General features: G+C 37.5%; 13 protein-coding genes. 11 read left to right on the forward strand and 2 right to left on the reverse strand.

The window, feature by feature from the left end; all coding sequences use genetic code 11:
- The 4 genes from dnaA (at position 1) to PZ898_RS00020 (ending at position 5029) form a co-directional block, all read left to right on the forward strand.
- Positions 1-1455, forward strand: coding sequence for a chromosomal replication initiator protein DnaA (gene dnaA, locus PZ898_RS00005; protein ID WP_002980474.1), 1455 nt, complete (start codon positions 1-3; stop codon positions 1453-1455).
- Positions 1456-1555: 100 nt separating this feature from the next.
- Positions 1556-2005: a low molecular weight protein-tyrosine-phosphatase gene (locus PZ898_RS00010; RefSeq protein ID WP_123277991.1), complete on the forward strand. Its 450-nt coding sequence runs from the start codon at positions 1556-1558 to the stop codon at positions 2003-2005.
- Between the two features lie 66 nt (positions 2006-2071).
- A complete protein-coding gene (locus PZ898_RS00015) occupies positions 2072-2770 on the forward strand; it encodes an SAM-dependent methyltransferase (RefSeq protein ID WP_277694461.1) in 699 nt (232 codons plus the stop codon).
- 456 nt (positions 2771-3226) lie between these two features.
- Positions 3227-5029 carry a lytic polysaccharide monooxygenase gene (locus tag PZ898_RS00020; RefSeq protein ID WP_277694462.1) on the forward strand — a complete coding sequence of 601 codons (1803 nt, stop codon included), beginning with the start codon at positions 3227-3229 and terminating at the stop codon, positions 5027-5029.
- Between the two features lie 135 nt (positions 5030-5164).
- Here PZ898_RS00020 and PZ898_RS00025 read toward each other — a convergent pair whose 3' ends face one another.
- On the reverse strand, positions 5165-6058 hold the full coding sequence (locus tag PZ898_RS00025) for a DUF4349 domain-containing protein (RefSeq protein ID WP_277694463.1): 894 nt from the start codon (positions 6056-6058) through the stop codon (positions 5165-5167).
- 180 nt (positions 6059-6238) lie between these two features.
- Between PZ898_RS00025 and PZ898_RS00030 the strand changes: the two genes are divergently transcribed.
- Positions 6239-7306 (forward strand): DUF2891 domain-containing protein, encoded by a 1068-nt coding sequence (locus PZ898_RS00030; RefSeq protein ID WP_277694464.1) that lies wholly within the window; start codon positions 6239-6241, stop codon positions 7304-7306.
- Here the strand turns inward: PZ898_RS00030 and PZ898_RS00035 are convergent.
- A complete protein-coding gene (locus PZ898_RS00035) occupies positions 7303-7776 on the reverse strand; it encodes an Mpo1-like protein (protein ID WP_120230558.1) in 474 nt (157 codons plus the stop codon). The genes PZ898_RS00030 and PZ898_RS00035 overlap by 4 nt on opposite strands.
- Positions 7777-7850: 74 nt before the next feature.
- Between PZ898_RS00035 and PZ898_RS00040 the strand changes: the two genes are divergently transcribed.
- From PZ898_RS00040 to PZ898_RS00065, 6 genes are all read left to right on the forward strand, one after another.
- Entirely contained in the window at positions 7851-8696 is an 846-nt protein-coding gene (locus tag PZ898_RS00040) for an AraC family transcriptional regulator (RefSeq protein ID WP_062670849.1), read from the forward strand.
- Between the two features lie 89 nt (positions 8697-8785).
- Entirely contained in the window at positions 8786-10096 is a 1311-nt protein-coding gene (locus tag PZ898_RS00045; protein ID WP_062670847.1) for a TolC family protein, read from the forward strand.
- A gap of 22 nt (positions 10097-10118) precedes the next feature.
- On the forward strand, positions 10119-11237 hold the full coding sequence (locus PZ898_RS00050) for an HlyD family secretion protein (protein ID WP_062670845.1): 1119 nt from the start codon (positions 10119-10121) through the stop codon (positions 11235-11237).
- A gap of 102 nt (positions 11238-11339) precedes the next feature.
- Entirely contained in the window at positions 11340-12932 is a 1593-nt protein-coding gene (locus PZ898_RS00055) for an MFS transporter (protein WP_277694465.1), read from the forward strand.
- Positions 12933-13279: 347 nt separating this feature from the next.
- Positions 13280-15490 (forward strand): TonB-dependent receptor, encoded by a 2211-nt coding sequence (locus tag PZ898_RS00060; protein WP_277694466.1) that lies wholly within the window; start codon positions 13280-13282, stop codon positions 15488-15490.
- A 104-nt stretch (positions 15491-15594) separates the two neighbouring features.
- Entirely contained in the window at positions 15595-16407 is an 813-nt protein-coding gene (locus PZ898_RS00065; RefSeq protein ID WP_277694467.1) for a siderophore-interacting protein, read from the forward strand.
- Positions 16408-16550 lie beyond the last annotated feature (143 nt).

Here is a 16550-nt window from a genome sequence, read left to right on the forward strand (position 1 = left end):
ATGGATGACAATTTAATGATGATATGGCAGAAATGCCTTCAGTTTATGCGCGATAACCTGAACGCTGCTGAAGACAATTCTGACCTTAAAAAACTTGAAAAATCTTTCGATATGCTATTCGATAAGGTTCAGCCGCTTTCGTTGGTGGCCAACAACCTTACGTTGATCGTACCAAGCGATTTTTACAAGGAATATATAGAGGACAATTACCTGTCCTTACTTTCTGCTGCCCTGAAGAAAAACATTGGAAAAGGAGTGAAATTATGGTATTCTGTAATGGAAAACAGACCAAAAGGTGAAGAAAAGCCTGTTACCATGAACATCAAGGGACAAAGCGTTCCTACTCCGAAAACACAGGAAACCATGCCACAAGGTTTTTCTGCTAATATTGTAAACCCGTTTGTAGTTCCTGGTATTAGAAAAGTAAACATAGATTCTAACCTGAAGCCTGACTATTCATTTGATAGTTATGTAGAAGGAGAAAGCAATAAATTTGCAGCCACTGTAGCCAGATCCATTGCAAAAAGACCTGGAGCAACAGCATTCAACCCTTTATTTTTATATGGAGGTTATGGAGTTGGTAAAACTCACTTAGGACAGGCGGTGGGTCTTGAAGTAAAAAATCAGTTTCCTGATAAAGTAGTTCTTTATCTGTCTTCTGAAAAATTTATCCAGCAGTTTATCTCTGCGGCTAAAGCTCATAAGCAGACTGAGTTTGCGAATTTCTATCAAATGGTAGATGTACTGATTATTGATGATATTCAGTTCTTATCCGGAAAATCAGCTACACAGGACAGTTTCTTCCATATTTTTGATCACCTTCACCAGAACGGAAAACAGATTATCCTTACTTCTGATAAAGCACCTGCTGATATTATGGATATCCAGGACAGAATTGTTTCCCGTTTTAAATGGGGACTTTCTGCAGAAATCAAATCTCCGGATCTATCGACAAGAAGACAGATTATTGAAGATAAACTAAGCAGAGACGGAATTGTTCTTCCGGGAGATATGCTTGATTTCCTTGCTGCCGAAGCAAAAACGAATGTGAGAGAGCTTATCGGGGTTATCAACTCTGTGATTGCATACTCTACCGTATATAAGAGAGATCTTAGTCTTGAGTTGCTTAAGGAAACCATCAACAGAATTGCTGCGAATCAGAAGAAGGTTATTAATATCCCTTATATTCAGGAAGTGGTTTGTGATTATTTTGGAATCAAAAAAGAACAGCTGCTTTCAAAAACAAGAAAAAGAGAAATTGCATTGCCAAGACAGCTTGCCATGTACTTCTCCAAAGAATTTACCAATTCTACATTTACTAAAATTGGTGAAGAAATGGGTGGAAAAGATCACTCTACAGTAATGTATGCCTGTGATACCATCAAAGACGTTTCTAAAATAGATAAAGAAATCAAGAAATACGTAAAAGACCTTACTGAAAGAATCAAACAATAATTAAGGTTGAGCTTACATAAATTAAAATGAAGGATAGTTTTATTCTTCATTTTTTATTTAGTTTTGTCGTGACAAAAGACTTTTTTTAAATACACAGGATATGAAATTATTAATGGTTTGTCTGGGAAATATATGCAGAAGCCCATTGGCGGAAGGAATTATGAAAGCAAAACTACCGGATCATTATATGGTAGATTCTGCCGGAACTATTTCAATGCATGAAGGTGAACATCCTGATAAAAGAGCTATTAAAACGGCTGCTAATCATTATATTGATATATCCAGACAAAGATCAAGGCCCATCACCAGAAAAGATTTTGAAACCTTTGATAAAATTTACTGTATGGATATTGCTGTAATGGAAGATGTGGTTTCTAAAACTAAAAATGAAGAAGAACGTCAGAAAGTATCCTTGTTTTTAGAGGTGTTGGGAGATCACAAAAATGCTGAAGTGCCGGATCCTTATTGGGGCGATATGAAAGATTTTGAAAAGGTTTTCCAGCTTTTGGATAAAGGGTGTGAGGCTATCAAAAATCAATTATCAAAATAATAAGCATGAAAATGCAAAATATTTCCCACAACCTTCACTTAACGAAAGAACTAAAAAAATAATACAATGCTTTTTTTACTCCCTGCTTATTTATCAGAAAATACTTCTATCAATCACTTTTCCCCTGTTCTGAAGGATTATATCATGCAGACGGACTATTTCTTTGTGGAAAATGAGAAGACAGCTCGAAAAGTTGTTAAATTTTTCGCTCCCGAAAAAAAACAGGCTGATCTGAAGTTATTTCTATTGGATAAATACACAGAAAATGCAGATATTAAGGAGGCTCAGGAGCTCATGCTGAAAGGGCAGGACTTCGGATTACTGTCAGAAGCAGGACTGCCATGTATTGCAGATCCCGGAAATCTGATTGTGAAATGGTGTCATGAAAAAAATATCAGAGTAGTTCCTGTTTCAGGACCTTCATCCATTATTCTTGCCTTGATTTCCAGTGGTTTTAATGGGCAGGAATTCACCTTCCATGGTTATCTTCCTATTGATAAAGGAGAGAAAAAGAAACAGATCATGAATCTTGAAAGTCTTGTTCAGAAAACCGGATATTCACAGATTTTTATGGAAACTCCTTACAGAAATAACCAGCTTTTTGAAGATTTATGCAAGTTTTTATCACCCAATACAAAACTTTGTATTGCTGCCAATATCAACGATTCGGAACATGAATTCATCAAGACAAAAACCGTAAAAGACTGGCAGAAACAAAAGCCGGAACTTCATAAAATTCCTGCAGTCTTCGTACTTGGGAAATAACTAAGATTCTTTGTGAATATAATCTACTGGCTGAGAGAATGATCAATTCTTTCAGCTTTTTTATTAAATAGTTTTCAGTACTGCTTGCAAATTATATAACTGACATCATTTTATATTTCCATTTCCATTTCTCTCTACCCTCAGTTATCAATCAATTCATATAAAAAATATTTCAATAAAGTGTGATTAATTAAGTGGTTTTTTTGTATATTTATGTTTTAACATATTGTGATTATATGTTAAATATAAGATGTTATGAATTGTAATTTTATGTTTTAATATGAAATATTGACTACTTCATTTAGTTTAATTTGTTTTTTTATTAAAAATTATACAATTCAAATCATTTAATGAATTAAAGCTGTTTTCTTTTCTATTTCTTTAGTTATATCGAGGAAAAGGGTTTCAGAAAATAGTTTTACGGAAGATTAATCAATAACACCAAAATATTTAGTTATGAAGACAAGTAAATTTTTTTTTGCGCTATTGCTGATGCTGGCGATGCTGGTACCATCTTTAATTCATCTGTCTGCGCACGGATATGTACTGAGTCCTGCCTCCAGAGGATATCAAGGAAGCCTTGATAAGGCTGCACTAGGTTATTCTGCTGCATTTAGTATCTATGGATCTGTTATTAATGAACCAGGATCTCTTGAAGCTCCAAAAGGGTTTCCTGCGGCTGGTCCTGCAGATGGAAAGATCGCCTCTGCTAATGGAAGCATCGGTGGAGACACTACACTGGACATACAGACTGCCGACCGTTGGAAGAAAACCAATATTTCCACTGGAGTGAATGCCTTTATCTGGAAATACTCGGCGTACCATGCGACAGCGAAATGGCATTATTATATGACAAAGCAGGGTTGGAATCCCAATCAGCCGCTTTCCCGCCAGGATCTTGAACTTATAGGTACAGTTATGCATAATGGAACACCACCACAGGACAATGTTTCTCATCAGATTACAGTTCCTGCCAACCGTACGGGCTACCATATTATTCTAGCAGTCTGGGATGTAGCAGATACCACCAATGCATTCTATAATGTAATTGATGTGAACGTAACCTCCGGAACAGGAGTTTCTGCACCCGCTACACCTACAGGATTAACACAAGTAGGAGTAACAAGCTCTTCGGCTAAAATAAGCTGGAATACGCAATCAGATGCAGTGTCCTATAATGTTTTCCGCAACGGACAAAATATTCAACAGGTAAGTACACCTACTTTTCAGGATACAGGCTTAACTGCTAACACAATTTATACCTATGAAATACAGGCGAAAGGCTCTTCAGGACTTACGTCAGGAAAAAGTGCGCCACTCAATATAAAAACTAATAGTGAAGGTACTCTTGAAAAACCTACAGCACCATCAAACCTCCATTCAATGGAAGTTACTGAAAATTCAGTTTCACTCATGTGGATGGCATCTACCCATTCACAGGGCATCAAAAACTACCAGATCTTTGAAAATGGGATCAAGGTAGGAGAGACTGTACAAACAAACTTTTTACGAACAGGATTGGCACAAGACACAGAATATCGTTACACGGTTAAATCGGTTGCCATGAACGATCAGTTATCTGATGCCAGCAATGAATTAAAAATCAGAACTAAGAAAGTTACATCCGGAAATGGTCAATCTTATTGTGGAGCAGAGCAGTATAACGCTGCCAACGCATATCCTACAGCCGGAACGAAAGTCTTTTATTCCTGTAAAATCTGGAAAAACAAATGGTATGCAAATCCGGGAGAACTACCTGGAGTCAATATGGTATGGGAAGAAATAAGTACTTGTATCGAAGGTCCTGATTGTGAATCCAGTGGTCCGGTTATGTATTGTGGAGCACAGGAATATGATCCTTCAAAAACCTATCCAACGGCAGGAACAAAGGTTTTTCATGCCTGCAAAATCTGGGAAAACAAATGGTATGCAAATCCGGGAGAAGCACCGGGAAGTAACGCTGTCTGGAAAGTGGTAAATGACTGTAATGAAGGTCAAAGTTGCAAAACATCGTCTCTTGCTAACAAAGAGAATGATCTTTCAATTATTGTATCGGAACATATGATCAATTTTGCACCAGAAACTTATTATGGTAAAATAAGCAGGGTAGATGTCATCACTCCTCACGGACTTCAGATCATGACTTTCATGAATCCGGAACAGAATAGTATGAATATCAGCCGACTTCAGTCTGGAATCTATTTTGTAAAGATTCAGTATAAAGATGGACCCCGTATTACCAAAACCATCAGAAAGTAAATTTTCAAAAATATTTAACAGCTGTTAACAAGGCTATTGCATTGTTATTGATTTTAAACAAGTACTGGAAACAGGATAAATTGTTGATAATGCAGTAAAAATCCGGGCATCGAAGATGCCCGGATTTTTTATCATTTAATTTTTATTTTTCTTCCCTGATCTCCACTTTCTCCAAAGGAAAATAATAATGGGGACAAGCAGAAAGAATGGCCATAATGAAACCATTCCCAGCATAAAGCTTACAAAACTGTTCCAGCCTTCCGTCAGAGAATCCATAAAGCGGCTTCCAAAACCTATTTTTGAAGTGGCGGAACTTCTCACTTTTTCTTTGTATAAATTCAAATTCAGTGTACTGTAATTCACCCGGTCATCAATAAAACGAAGTCTGCCTTCTGCTACATCGATCTCATCTTCCAGCTCACGGATATTTTCCTGGATTTCCAGCATATCTTTCGTAGTAGCAGCCTTTTTAAGCATATCACGGTATTTTTCAAGATATATCTTTTTATTGGCCAGCTTTATTGCTACATCGGTATATTCCTCTGTGACATCATTGGATGAAATATTTTTAGATAAAACAGTTCCGACGCCATTTGAAAAAGAATTGATCAGAGCATCAAAATTTTTATGAGGTACACGGATAATCAGACTAAGGTTATCATCCATATCCGTATTTTGAAACTCTTCTTTCTGGATATAAGCATTGTTTTTTCTAATGATTTCATTAACCTGGCTCTGTGTTTTTTTAATATCACCCACCTGAATCTTCATATCTCCGTTTTTGATGATTTTTTTGGAGATTGTATCTGTTTTCTTTGAGGGGTGAACATCTTTGTTGGTTCCATTTTCATCAGAAACTACCTTTTCAGATATAGGAAGTGGTGGAGGTGGAGGCGCGGCTGCAGGAGAAGGTGCTCTATCTTCAGTTAGAACTTCCATCAGGTCGGCTTTCACTTCCTGTTTTTCACCACCTGATTTGCTGCAATTGATCAGAATAAGACCTGATAACAGTAAAATAATTTTTTTCATGGGTTAATTAGTTTTTTATGGGTATGATCAAAAAGTGTGCACAAAAATGATTATGGGTAAGATTGATTAAAAAATTAAAATGAAACAAAAAATTTAATATCAAATCAGTAAATAGAAGAAATGCTGGAAAACCAACTTGAAAAATTACGAGAACTGGTAATTTATTTCTATTTTTAATTCATGAAAAAAAGTCTTTTAGCATTTGTGTTTTCTCCATTTCTGATGTATGCCCAGGAAATTCCGAAACTTACAGACGAGATGGCGATAAAATTATCCGACAAACCTCTTCATTGTATCAATCAGGAATATCCTAATAAAACAGCGCATATCATCAATAATGCAGGCGAAGTTCCTTTAACTCCTAAAGATCTTCACCCTAGTTTTTATGGATGTTTCGACTGGCATAGCTCTGTTCACGGACATTGGATGCTGACAAGACTTTTAAAAACAAAACCTAATCTGTCCAATGCCAGAGAGATTGAAAAAATTCTGGATGAATCATTTCAGAAAGAAAAACTGCAGACAGAAGCAGATTACTTTACAAAATATCAGCTGACAGGAACTTTTGAAAGAACCTATGGCTGGGCGTGGATTTTAAAACTGGATGAAGAACTCACAACCTGGGATCATCCGAAAGCTAAAATATGGCATCAAAACCTGAAACCGTTAACAGATCAGATTCTGAAATCCTGGAAGACCTATCTTCCCAAACAAACTTATCCCAACAGAACCGGAGTTCACCCTAATACTGCATTTGCTATGGCATTTGCGATAGATTGGGCAAGGGCCAATAAAGATAAAGACTTCGAAAATCAGCTGATGGAAAAGGCTAAATACTTTTTCTTAAAAGATCAGAAAACACCTGCTTATCTGGAACCGGATGGTTCAGATTTCTTCTCGCCAAGTCTGGAAATTGCAGATCTGATGCGAAGAGTGCTTCCTCAAAAAGAATTTGTACAGTGGCTGAATGCTTTCTACGAAAAAAGAAGTCTGGAAAATATTGAAAAAATCCCTGTGGTAAGTGATCTGAGCGATTATCAGACGGTTCACCTCGTAGGATTGTCTTTTTCTAAAGCATGGTGTATGAAAGGAATTTCAAAGGCACTTCCTACCAATCATCCATTGAAAAAAGACTTCAGAAAGACAGCAGATGTATTTCTCAATAATGGATTACCTCTGCTTTTCCAGGGAAATTATGGTGGAGACCACTGGCTGGCCAGTTTTGCGGTTTATGCTTTGGAAGACTAGTATCTGATTCCTGTCTTTTTAAGAATAAAGCCTAAAAGCCATATTGGTCCTATCAGAAGAAACTGAAGGTCTTTGAGGAAAGTAGGCTTTTTTCCTTCAATTTTATGCCCTATAAACTGGAAAATCCATGTGATAATGAATACAGAAAGATAAACTATCCATGATTGTTTTCCGACACTGATATTGGTAAGATAGATGAAATGTTCCATGACCAGCATGATCACAATCATCATAATAGCGATCAGAAAAGACAGTCGTATATAGAATAAAGTGATCAGAGTAATCACCAAAAGGCTTATAATACTTGCACATCCGAAGTAGGAAGCGCAGAAATGTGGAGAGGGAATCAGGGAGGCAAAGCCCAGAATTGTCCAGAAGATTAAAGGCACACAAATCCAGTGAATGAACTTGTTGGTCGCGTTTCTATGGCTTTTACTGTATTCTGCAAATAATAGATCAACCTTTCTCATGCTGAAGGGAAATTGGATTCCTGCTAAAATAATAAAATTTTGTAATCACTGGTAAGATTGCTTACATTTGTCTTATGTCTGCCCTTGAAAAATTTGGCGTTGATATTTTTACGGAAAGAAATATTTTCGAGAGAATCGCTGTCGGTAAACCTTTCCGTCCTGAAAATCCTGCATTTATATTTATTAAATCAGGGACTATAAAACTTCGTCAGCATTTCAGTGATCTTGAAGTTTCTGCCAATATGTTTATGGTAACCGATCCGCAGACCATTTATGAAGTGGTGGGAGTAACGGATGACTTTCAGTCGAGAATGGTTTCTTACAAAAGAGAGTTTATCTCTGCCTTATCATTGAAATTTAATCGTCTGATTACTTACCGATATTTCAGACAGCAGATGAATAAAGGAGTTCCTTTTCCTGAAGACGAAATGGAAGTCGTTTGGAAAAGCGTCAATTTCCTGAAATATATCCTGGATTCTGATACTGAAATGCTCTATAAAAAAGAAATGGTAGAGCATCTTTTCTCTGTTTTTTGTTACCAGATGGCAGGAATTATTTCCAAGGAAGATAACAGTTCTTTGAATCAGATGTCCAGACAGGAAGAAATCGTATTTGTATTTCTTACCGATCTTTCGGAACATCATCTTACAGAAAGGACAGTGGAATTTTATGCCGAACGGCAATCCATTACAACCAGACATCTTTCCTCTGTGGTCAAGACCATCACAGGTAAGTCTGCAAGCCAGATTATTGCTTTAATTGTTATCAATGAGGCGAAAGTACTCTTAAACTCTTCCAGTAAACCGGTTTCGGAGATTTCTTCTATCCTCGGATTCAGCGATCAATACTCATTTTCTCATTTTTTTAAGAAGCATCTTGAGGTAAGCCCTACACAGTACAGACATCAGTTCGAAAATTAAAATCTTACATTTGAACATCTTTTTCCAAAAATCAAACATTTGATTGATTTTGTTGTTGACCTAACTTTGCATCTGTAAAACAAGGTAAAATGACAAAGAAAATAAAAACAGCACTATCTGTATTGATAGCAGCTTTTCCTGCGCTGTTTTTTTCACAACAGATTAAGCAGATGACTGCAGGTGAGGTGGCAGAACTCGCTGTTCAGAATCACCAGCAGCTCAAAGTCTCCGCACAGAATATTGATATTGCAAAGCAGAACACTAATGTGGTTAAGCTTCAGAAACTTCCTACCATTACAGCTTCTACAAGCCAGTTCTATTTAGGAGATGCAGTAGCCATTGATAAAGATTTTTCAAATTCTACAAACGTTCCGATGCCACATTACGGAAGTTCGTATGCTGTACAGGCAACACAGCTAATTTTCAAAGGAGGATTGGTGAATAAATCTATTGAAATGGCAGGGCTTCGCGAACAGCTTTCGGAACTGGATTTAGAGAAAAATAAACAGGATGTGAAATTTTTAGTGATTTCCAATTATCTGGATGTCTATAAAATCATCAATCAGGAAGAAGTATTTCAGAATAACAAAAAACTGGCTCTGGAACGTCTGAAAAATATCCAGAAGTTTTATCAGCAGGGAATGGTCACAAGAAACGAGGTAATTCGTGGCGAATTGGCCATCAAAAACCTGGACCAGGGAATTCTTACCCTTACGAATAATAAGAAAATCCTTAATTATAATCTGAATATTGCATTAGGCCTATCCTCTGATACGGAGATTATCCCTACGGAAAGCCTCGAAAATAAAGAATCCGGAATAGGTATGGAGTATTATACAGATCTTGCCCATGAAAGCAATCCGTTACTGAAATCGGCTCAAAAAAATATTGCTGTTGCAGATAAAAATATAGAGATTATAAAAACGGATAATGCGCCTACGGTGGCAGGGTTCGGAGGATATACGCTGCAAAGACCGATTACAACAAGAAACCCTGTTTTGGATATGTATTCAGGAGGCTGGCAGACCGGAGTTTCTTTGAGCTATAATATAGATACTCTTTTTAAAACAAAGGAAAAAGTGAAATTAGGTGAGCTGCAAAAGAATCAGGCGAATGACGCCATGACTCTGGTACAGCAGAATGTAGATATGGCAGTGAATGCAGCCTATACTAAATATCAGGAAGCGATTCAGCAGGCAGATATTCTGAATGATTCCAAAAGACTGGCTGAAGAAAACTACAAAATTACGGAAGCCAAATATCTTAACCAACTGGCTGTGCAGGCAGAAATGATTGATGCACAGAACCAGAAACTACAGTCAGAACTGGATTATGCAAATGCAGAAATCAATGTTCTGTATCAGTACTACAACCTTTTGAAATCTACAGGAACACTTTAATTTTTAAAACTGAAAATCAACAATGGAAAACAAGGGACAAACTACTCAAAATACAACACCAACTCCGGCAGCATCTGCTGTAGAAAATAAGAAAAAGAAAAATAAAACGAATAAAATCAGAGCCATTATCTCCAACATCATCGTTTTTCTGGTGATCGGATTCGGATTATTCTGGTTAATTCGTGAATATTTTCATATCGGAAGCAAAACCTACACGGAAGCGGCTCAGGTAGAGGAATTTATTAACCCTATCAATACGAGAGTTTCTGCTTATATCAAAGAAATTAAGTTTATCGAACATCAGCGTGTGAAAAAAGGAGATACACTGGTAATTCTTGACGAACGTGAGATTCTTACTCAATTGGGGCAGGCAGAAGCTGCTTATCAGAATGCAATGGCTCAGAAAACGGCAACAAGTTCTTCAGTGAACACGGTTTCCAACAATATCAACGTCATGCAGTCTAATATCGCAGGTGCAAAAGCGAGATTATGGAATGCTGAACAGAATTTAAATAGATATAAAAACCTTTTGGCAGCTGAAGCCGTTACCAGACAGCAGTATGATCAGGTAAAAACAGAATATGATGCTCAAAAGGCGGCTTATGAAACTTTAGTGAATCAAAAGCAATCCGCAAACCTTTCCACTACTGAAGTGAAAAGCAGATTAGGAATTAATGATGCCGAAATTAAAAGAACAAAATCTGCTCTGGATATGGCAAGGATCAATCTTTCTTATACTGTTATTACGGCACCGTATGATGGAGTGATGGGAAGAAGAACAATTTCTGAAGGTCAGTTGATCCAACCAGGACAGCAGGTGGCAACAATCGTTCTGAATGGTCAGAAGTGGGTAACTGCCAACTTCCTGGAAAGCCAGATGCCGAATATCAAAGTAGGAGAAAAAATTTTCATGACAGCCGATGCTTTGGGCGGTAAAAAATTCGAAGGAGTAGTCACAGCAGTTTCTGCAGCTACCGGTTCGAGATATTCAAATGTACCTACAGACAATTCTACCGGAAACTTTATCAAAGTACAACAGAGAATCCCTGTAAGAATAGAGTTTACCGCTTCCAACAAAAAAGAAGATCTGGATAAACTGAGTGCCGGAATGAATATGAATGTGAATATTAATAAAGACTAAAAGATGGAAGATATCAGATTTCAGACATCATGCGTATGGGAAGCTAAGGTTGAATGTCGAAAGTCTGCCATCTGATATCTGAAGTCTATTCCCTAAAAAATCATGTACAACAAAGGATTATATAGCGATTGGGTACCGAAACCCGTACAGCTGCTGCTGATTGTATTACTGCTTGCTGTGGTAATGCCCATCGGTGGGGTATATACGGGGAATATCAGTTCTCTTGTAAGCGGAACGGGTGCCATGACAGAATATTTTATGTGGGCCAATTACGCCACTACCATTGGGATGGGAGCTTGCATGCCTGTTGTCCTAAGAATCAAAATGAGATTCAAAGTAAGGGACAAGATGGTGTTGCTTCTGGTACTTTTAGGGTTGCTGAGCTACGTGAACGGGACTACTTTACAGCCAATGATTTTTATTTTTACTTCTTTAATGATTGGCTTTATGAAAATGATGGTTACCATAGAACTGTTTCTGCCATTGATGGTCATGATTGGAAATCGTGGAGTATTTTATGGAGCTTTCTATACATTCGCTCTTGTCATGAACCAGGTGGCAACCTATTATGCTGCTGAGTTTGCCCTTCTTTACAACTGGCAGCAGTTCTACCTGCTTACAGCTGTTTTATGCTTTATTTTAGCATTGATACACTGGATTTTTATGCATGACAAATATTTTGCATTAAAAGTTCCCCTGCATTATATTGACTGGCTGAGTATTTTGCTTTTCATCTCAACATTCATGTTTTCGGCTTATGTGTATTCATTTGGAAGACAGCAGGACTGGTTCAACTCCAGGAACATCATCTATGGAAGTATTGCAGCTTTTGTCAGTTTTGCACTGCTTTCTATCCGTCAGCTGACCTTAAAACGCCCGTATCTTTCATTCAAAATTTTCACCAAAAATAATGTGCAGCACGGTTTGTTCATGCTTTTCTGGCTGGGAATGTTTCTGGGAACAGCTTCTATTCAGAATACGTTTGCGGTAGGAGTTTTGGGATATGATCAATTGACCAATACCAGACTGAGTCTACTGATGATTCCAGGAATTATTTTAGCAGGAATCATAGCCATTTTCTGGTTCAAAAAAGAAAAACCTTTGAAAATGTACATTTTTTCAGGTTTTGCAGTAATGGTTGCATATGCCATTATCATGTATTTTTCTATGGTTCTGGAATTCAGTTATGACAACTGGTATCTGCCTATGTTTTTAAAGGGCTACGGAATGTGTTCATTGTTTATCTCCGTATGGTTTTATACGCTGGATAAGCTTGAAATGGATGAAATGCTGGCGGCCATCGGACTTGTATTGGTTTGGAGAACTTTTCTTGCCGTAGGAATTTTTTCAACTTTATATTCCTGGTTTCAATACCGTTTTCAGGTTACGGCAATAGGAGATCTTGCTGTTTATATGGATGGAATGACGGTGACTCCTCAGAATGTAGCAGCCAATATGAAAGCCATTCAGCTTAATGCCATTATCATCGCCACCAAGAAAATATTCGGATATATTATTTTAGTCGGATTTGGAGTATTGATTTATGTTGCGACTCATCATTTCGGAGCAAAACGATTCCAGTATTTCAGATTTGTAAGAGTTCTTGGCGGTAAATCGGTCATTGCGAGAAGAAGACTTCGCGAAAGAAAAAAATTATTAGAAGAAATAAAAGATGCTGCAGGTCCTGCAGTATAAAAGAAACCTTGTTTTTACCAGTAAAATCCTGGTCCTTAGTTGGGCTGGGATTTTACGTTTTTAAGAAGATATCAAATTTTAAACTTTTTTGAAACATTAAGATTGTAGTAAGGTATTTAGAGTATTAAGATGAGCTTCGCCTTAAGCTTAAAAAACAGAATGATTTATCTTAACTATACTTTATTCCTTAAATCCTTTTTAATGGTGTATATATATCCAGATTTAGAAAACTTTTCCGTAAAAGAGGTTTACCATCATTAAATAAGGGAAAATTTCATGTTTAGTTATTTTTATTCTTTCTAAATAAGAATTATCTTTGTAGAATTATAAAACGTTGAGTAGAAAGAATGAAAAAGCAGTATGCATTCATAGGTCTTTTAGCTTCGGGAATATTATTTTCCCAGACCGTTAAAGATTCTATTGCCTCCAAAGGTATTGAAGATGTGGTGATCGTAGCCTCCAGAAAACCAACAAAAATCTCTGAAGTTCCGGGAACAGTTTGGGTCGTACAGAAAGAAAAAATTCAGGAACAAGCCAAAAGTGGAGTTCCGATCAAAGAAATGTTATCAATTCTGATACCTTCTATGGATATCGGTCCGCAGGGAAGAACCAATTATGGTCAGAATATGAGAGGACGTTCTGCCTTGGTGATGATAGACGGCGTTTCTCTGAACAGTATTCGTGCGATCAGCCGTCAGCTGGATGCTATTGATCCTTTTAATATCGAAAGAATTGAAGTGCTTTCAGGAGCAAGTTCAATTTATGGAGGTAACGCTACCGGTGGTATTATCAATATCATTACAAAAACACCTTCCAAAAAAGGAATCAGCGGTGAAACTGAACTGGGTGTACGTACAGGATTTATGGGAAAAGATGACCATGACTTCCGTGCTGCTCAGTCTATTGCCGCAAAAGGAGATAAGTTCTTTGGAAGATTGGGAGTAGCCTATCAGCAGAATGGAGGTGTGTATGGGGCAGATCAGAAACAGCTTTTTACTGATATTACCCAGACCGATCTTCAGTATAACCAGTCTATTGATATCCTGGCTACCGGAGGATATCAGTTTAACAATAAACATAAAATAACAGCATCTGTTCAGTATTACAATTCTAAATTTAATGGAGACAGAAGTTTATTTTTAGGTGAAAATCTGAGTGCATTTACAACAAAAAATGCTTCATTACTCGAAATGAGAGATGGATTTTCATCAGATAAAAATGTAGGAACGGAACGTTATATGGCAACCGTAGCGTATAACGGAAACGGAATTTTAGGCGGCCAGGATTTATATGTGCAATTGGCTACCCGAGGTGAAAAATTAGGATTCTATCCATTCCCGGGAAATATTACCTTAAAGACGGGAAAAATACCTTATATGTCTTCTTCTCAGCAAGATACTTATTATTCCGGGATTAAAGCTTTGTTGTCAAAATCATGGAGAGGCCTAAATGTTACTTACGGAGCAGACTTCGATTTTGAAAAATTTGAAGGAACACAGTCTGTTTATGATATTGCCAAAACAATGTCCAGCGGTGGTTTAGTGAATGAAACAAAATACAGCCTTGGCAGATACCCAACCAATCACTCGCAGAGTTATGCAGGATATGTTCAGGCAAAATATAATATTCTTCCCAAATTGCAATTGAATGCCGGAATCCGCTATCAGCATATCAACGTAAAAATGGATGACTTTGTAGGCTCAGAGCAGCAGACACAGATTGCTATGGGGTATGGAAATTCAGCATCGGCAATTCCCGGAGGTGAAAGTTCTTATAATGTGACTTTAGCTAATGCAGGTTTATTATATAAATTCAATGAGCAGCATCAGGTTTGGGGAACATTTTCCCAGGGAGCAAGCTTAGCAGATCCTGCCAAATTTTATGGAATAGGACAGTACAAATTGGTAGGAACAAACTGGGATGTAGTATCCAGTATCAATGTGAAAGAACAACCGCTTCAGGCTATCAAAACCAATCAGTTTGAAGTAGGATACCGTGTGAACAGAGGAGGTCTAAGAGCTCAGATTGCAGGATTTTTGAGTAACTCAGACAAAACCGTTGCTGTAGATAAAAAGACGTTCCAGATTCTTGTGAATGATTTGAAATTAAGAAATATGGGAATTGAAGCTGAGGTTTCCTATTCTTTAAGCAATGGAGTGTATTTCGGTGCCAGCGGACTTTTGATCAAATCTGAGGTAGACAAGGAAGGAGAATGGCAGAAGCAGGAGATTTATAATGCTTCTCCATCAAAATTGGTGACGTATATCGGATATAATATTAAAAACTGGTCATTCAGATTCCAGTCGTTACAGAATTTCAAGCAGAAAGACGAGTTTAATAATGTAGTGGAAGGGTATAATACTTCAGATCTGATGATAGGATACCGTTTCAACTGGGGAAAATTCAACTTAGGAATTCAGAACCTGTTTAATACCGATTACCAGACGATCTGGAGCAAACGTTCCCAGGTTTTATATGCTACTTACGGACTTCCGGAACTGTTTAATTATAAAGGAAGAGGAAGAACATTCAACCTTTCTTACACTTTTGAATTTTAAAAAAATGATCGGGATTTAAAATACCCTGATCTGAAAACATATTGTATTTCAAATCCGGTTTCTGAATCAATCGGAAACCGGATTTTAATTTAAAAAAATCAGTTATGGCTAAAATTTCAACAGGGCAGATCGTTGCCGAAGTCACCAGAAAAGAATACATTACTGACCATTTTATCAGAGTGTATTTGTACTCACCGGAAGTTCATTTGTTCCAAAATACCATGGTGGGAGATAATAATAAGATCGCAGTTCCTCCGGCCGGACTGAATGAGGTTCATTTTCCCACACTGGATGAAAATCATCAATGGGTGTATCCACCTAAAGAAGTGGCTCCTGCAATCAGAACTTATACCCACAGAGGAATTGATCTGGAAAAAAATGAACTGATCATCGATTTTGTAGACCACGGAGATGGTGGACCTGCTTCCAGATGGGTAAGAGAAGCTAAAGCAGGCTCCAAACTGGGAGTGATGATGCGCCTGGAAGGTAAAGAGCTGTACCCTGCAGCAGATTGGTACCTGCTGGCCGGTGATGCTACGGCCATTCCGGTGATCAGTGCTATTTTGGAAACACTTCCTGAAACGGCAAAAGGTATTTGTATCATTGAAGTTCACGGAAAAGAAGACGAACAATTGCTTGAAACCAATGCTCAGATTGATTTTAAATGGTTACATAATTCACAGCCTCAGATCAGCAGTGAAATTTCAAATGCGGTAAAAAGTATTGAAATTCCGGAATCAACAAAGTTTGGTTATGTAGCCTGTGAATTCTCAAGTGTGAAAGAAATCCGTACTTATCTGAGAAAAGAGAAAAACTGGACTTCCCAGGAATTGTACGCTTATTCTTACTGGAAAGCAGGCGTAGCAGAAAACGAATCTCAGGCTGACAGACATAAGGAGAAGGATTCGATGGAGTAGAAGGCAAGGATTTAAAGTTCAAGGTTTAAGGTTTAAGGTTGTAGGAACACCGAATCTTGTACCTCGAAACTCGTGACCCGTACCTCGCAAACCCGCAACATTCAACCAAAAACTTTGAACATTGAACATTGAACTATTATCTT

The organism is Chryseobacterium sp. WX (assembly GCF_029542485.1).
Taxonomy (GTDB): domain Bacteria; phylum Bacteroidota; class Bacteroidia; order Flavobacteriales; family Weeksellaceae; genus Chryseobacterium; species Chryseobacterium cucumeris.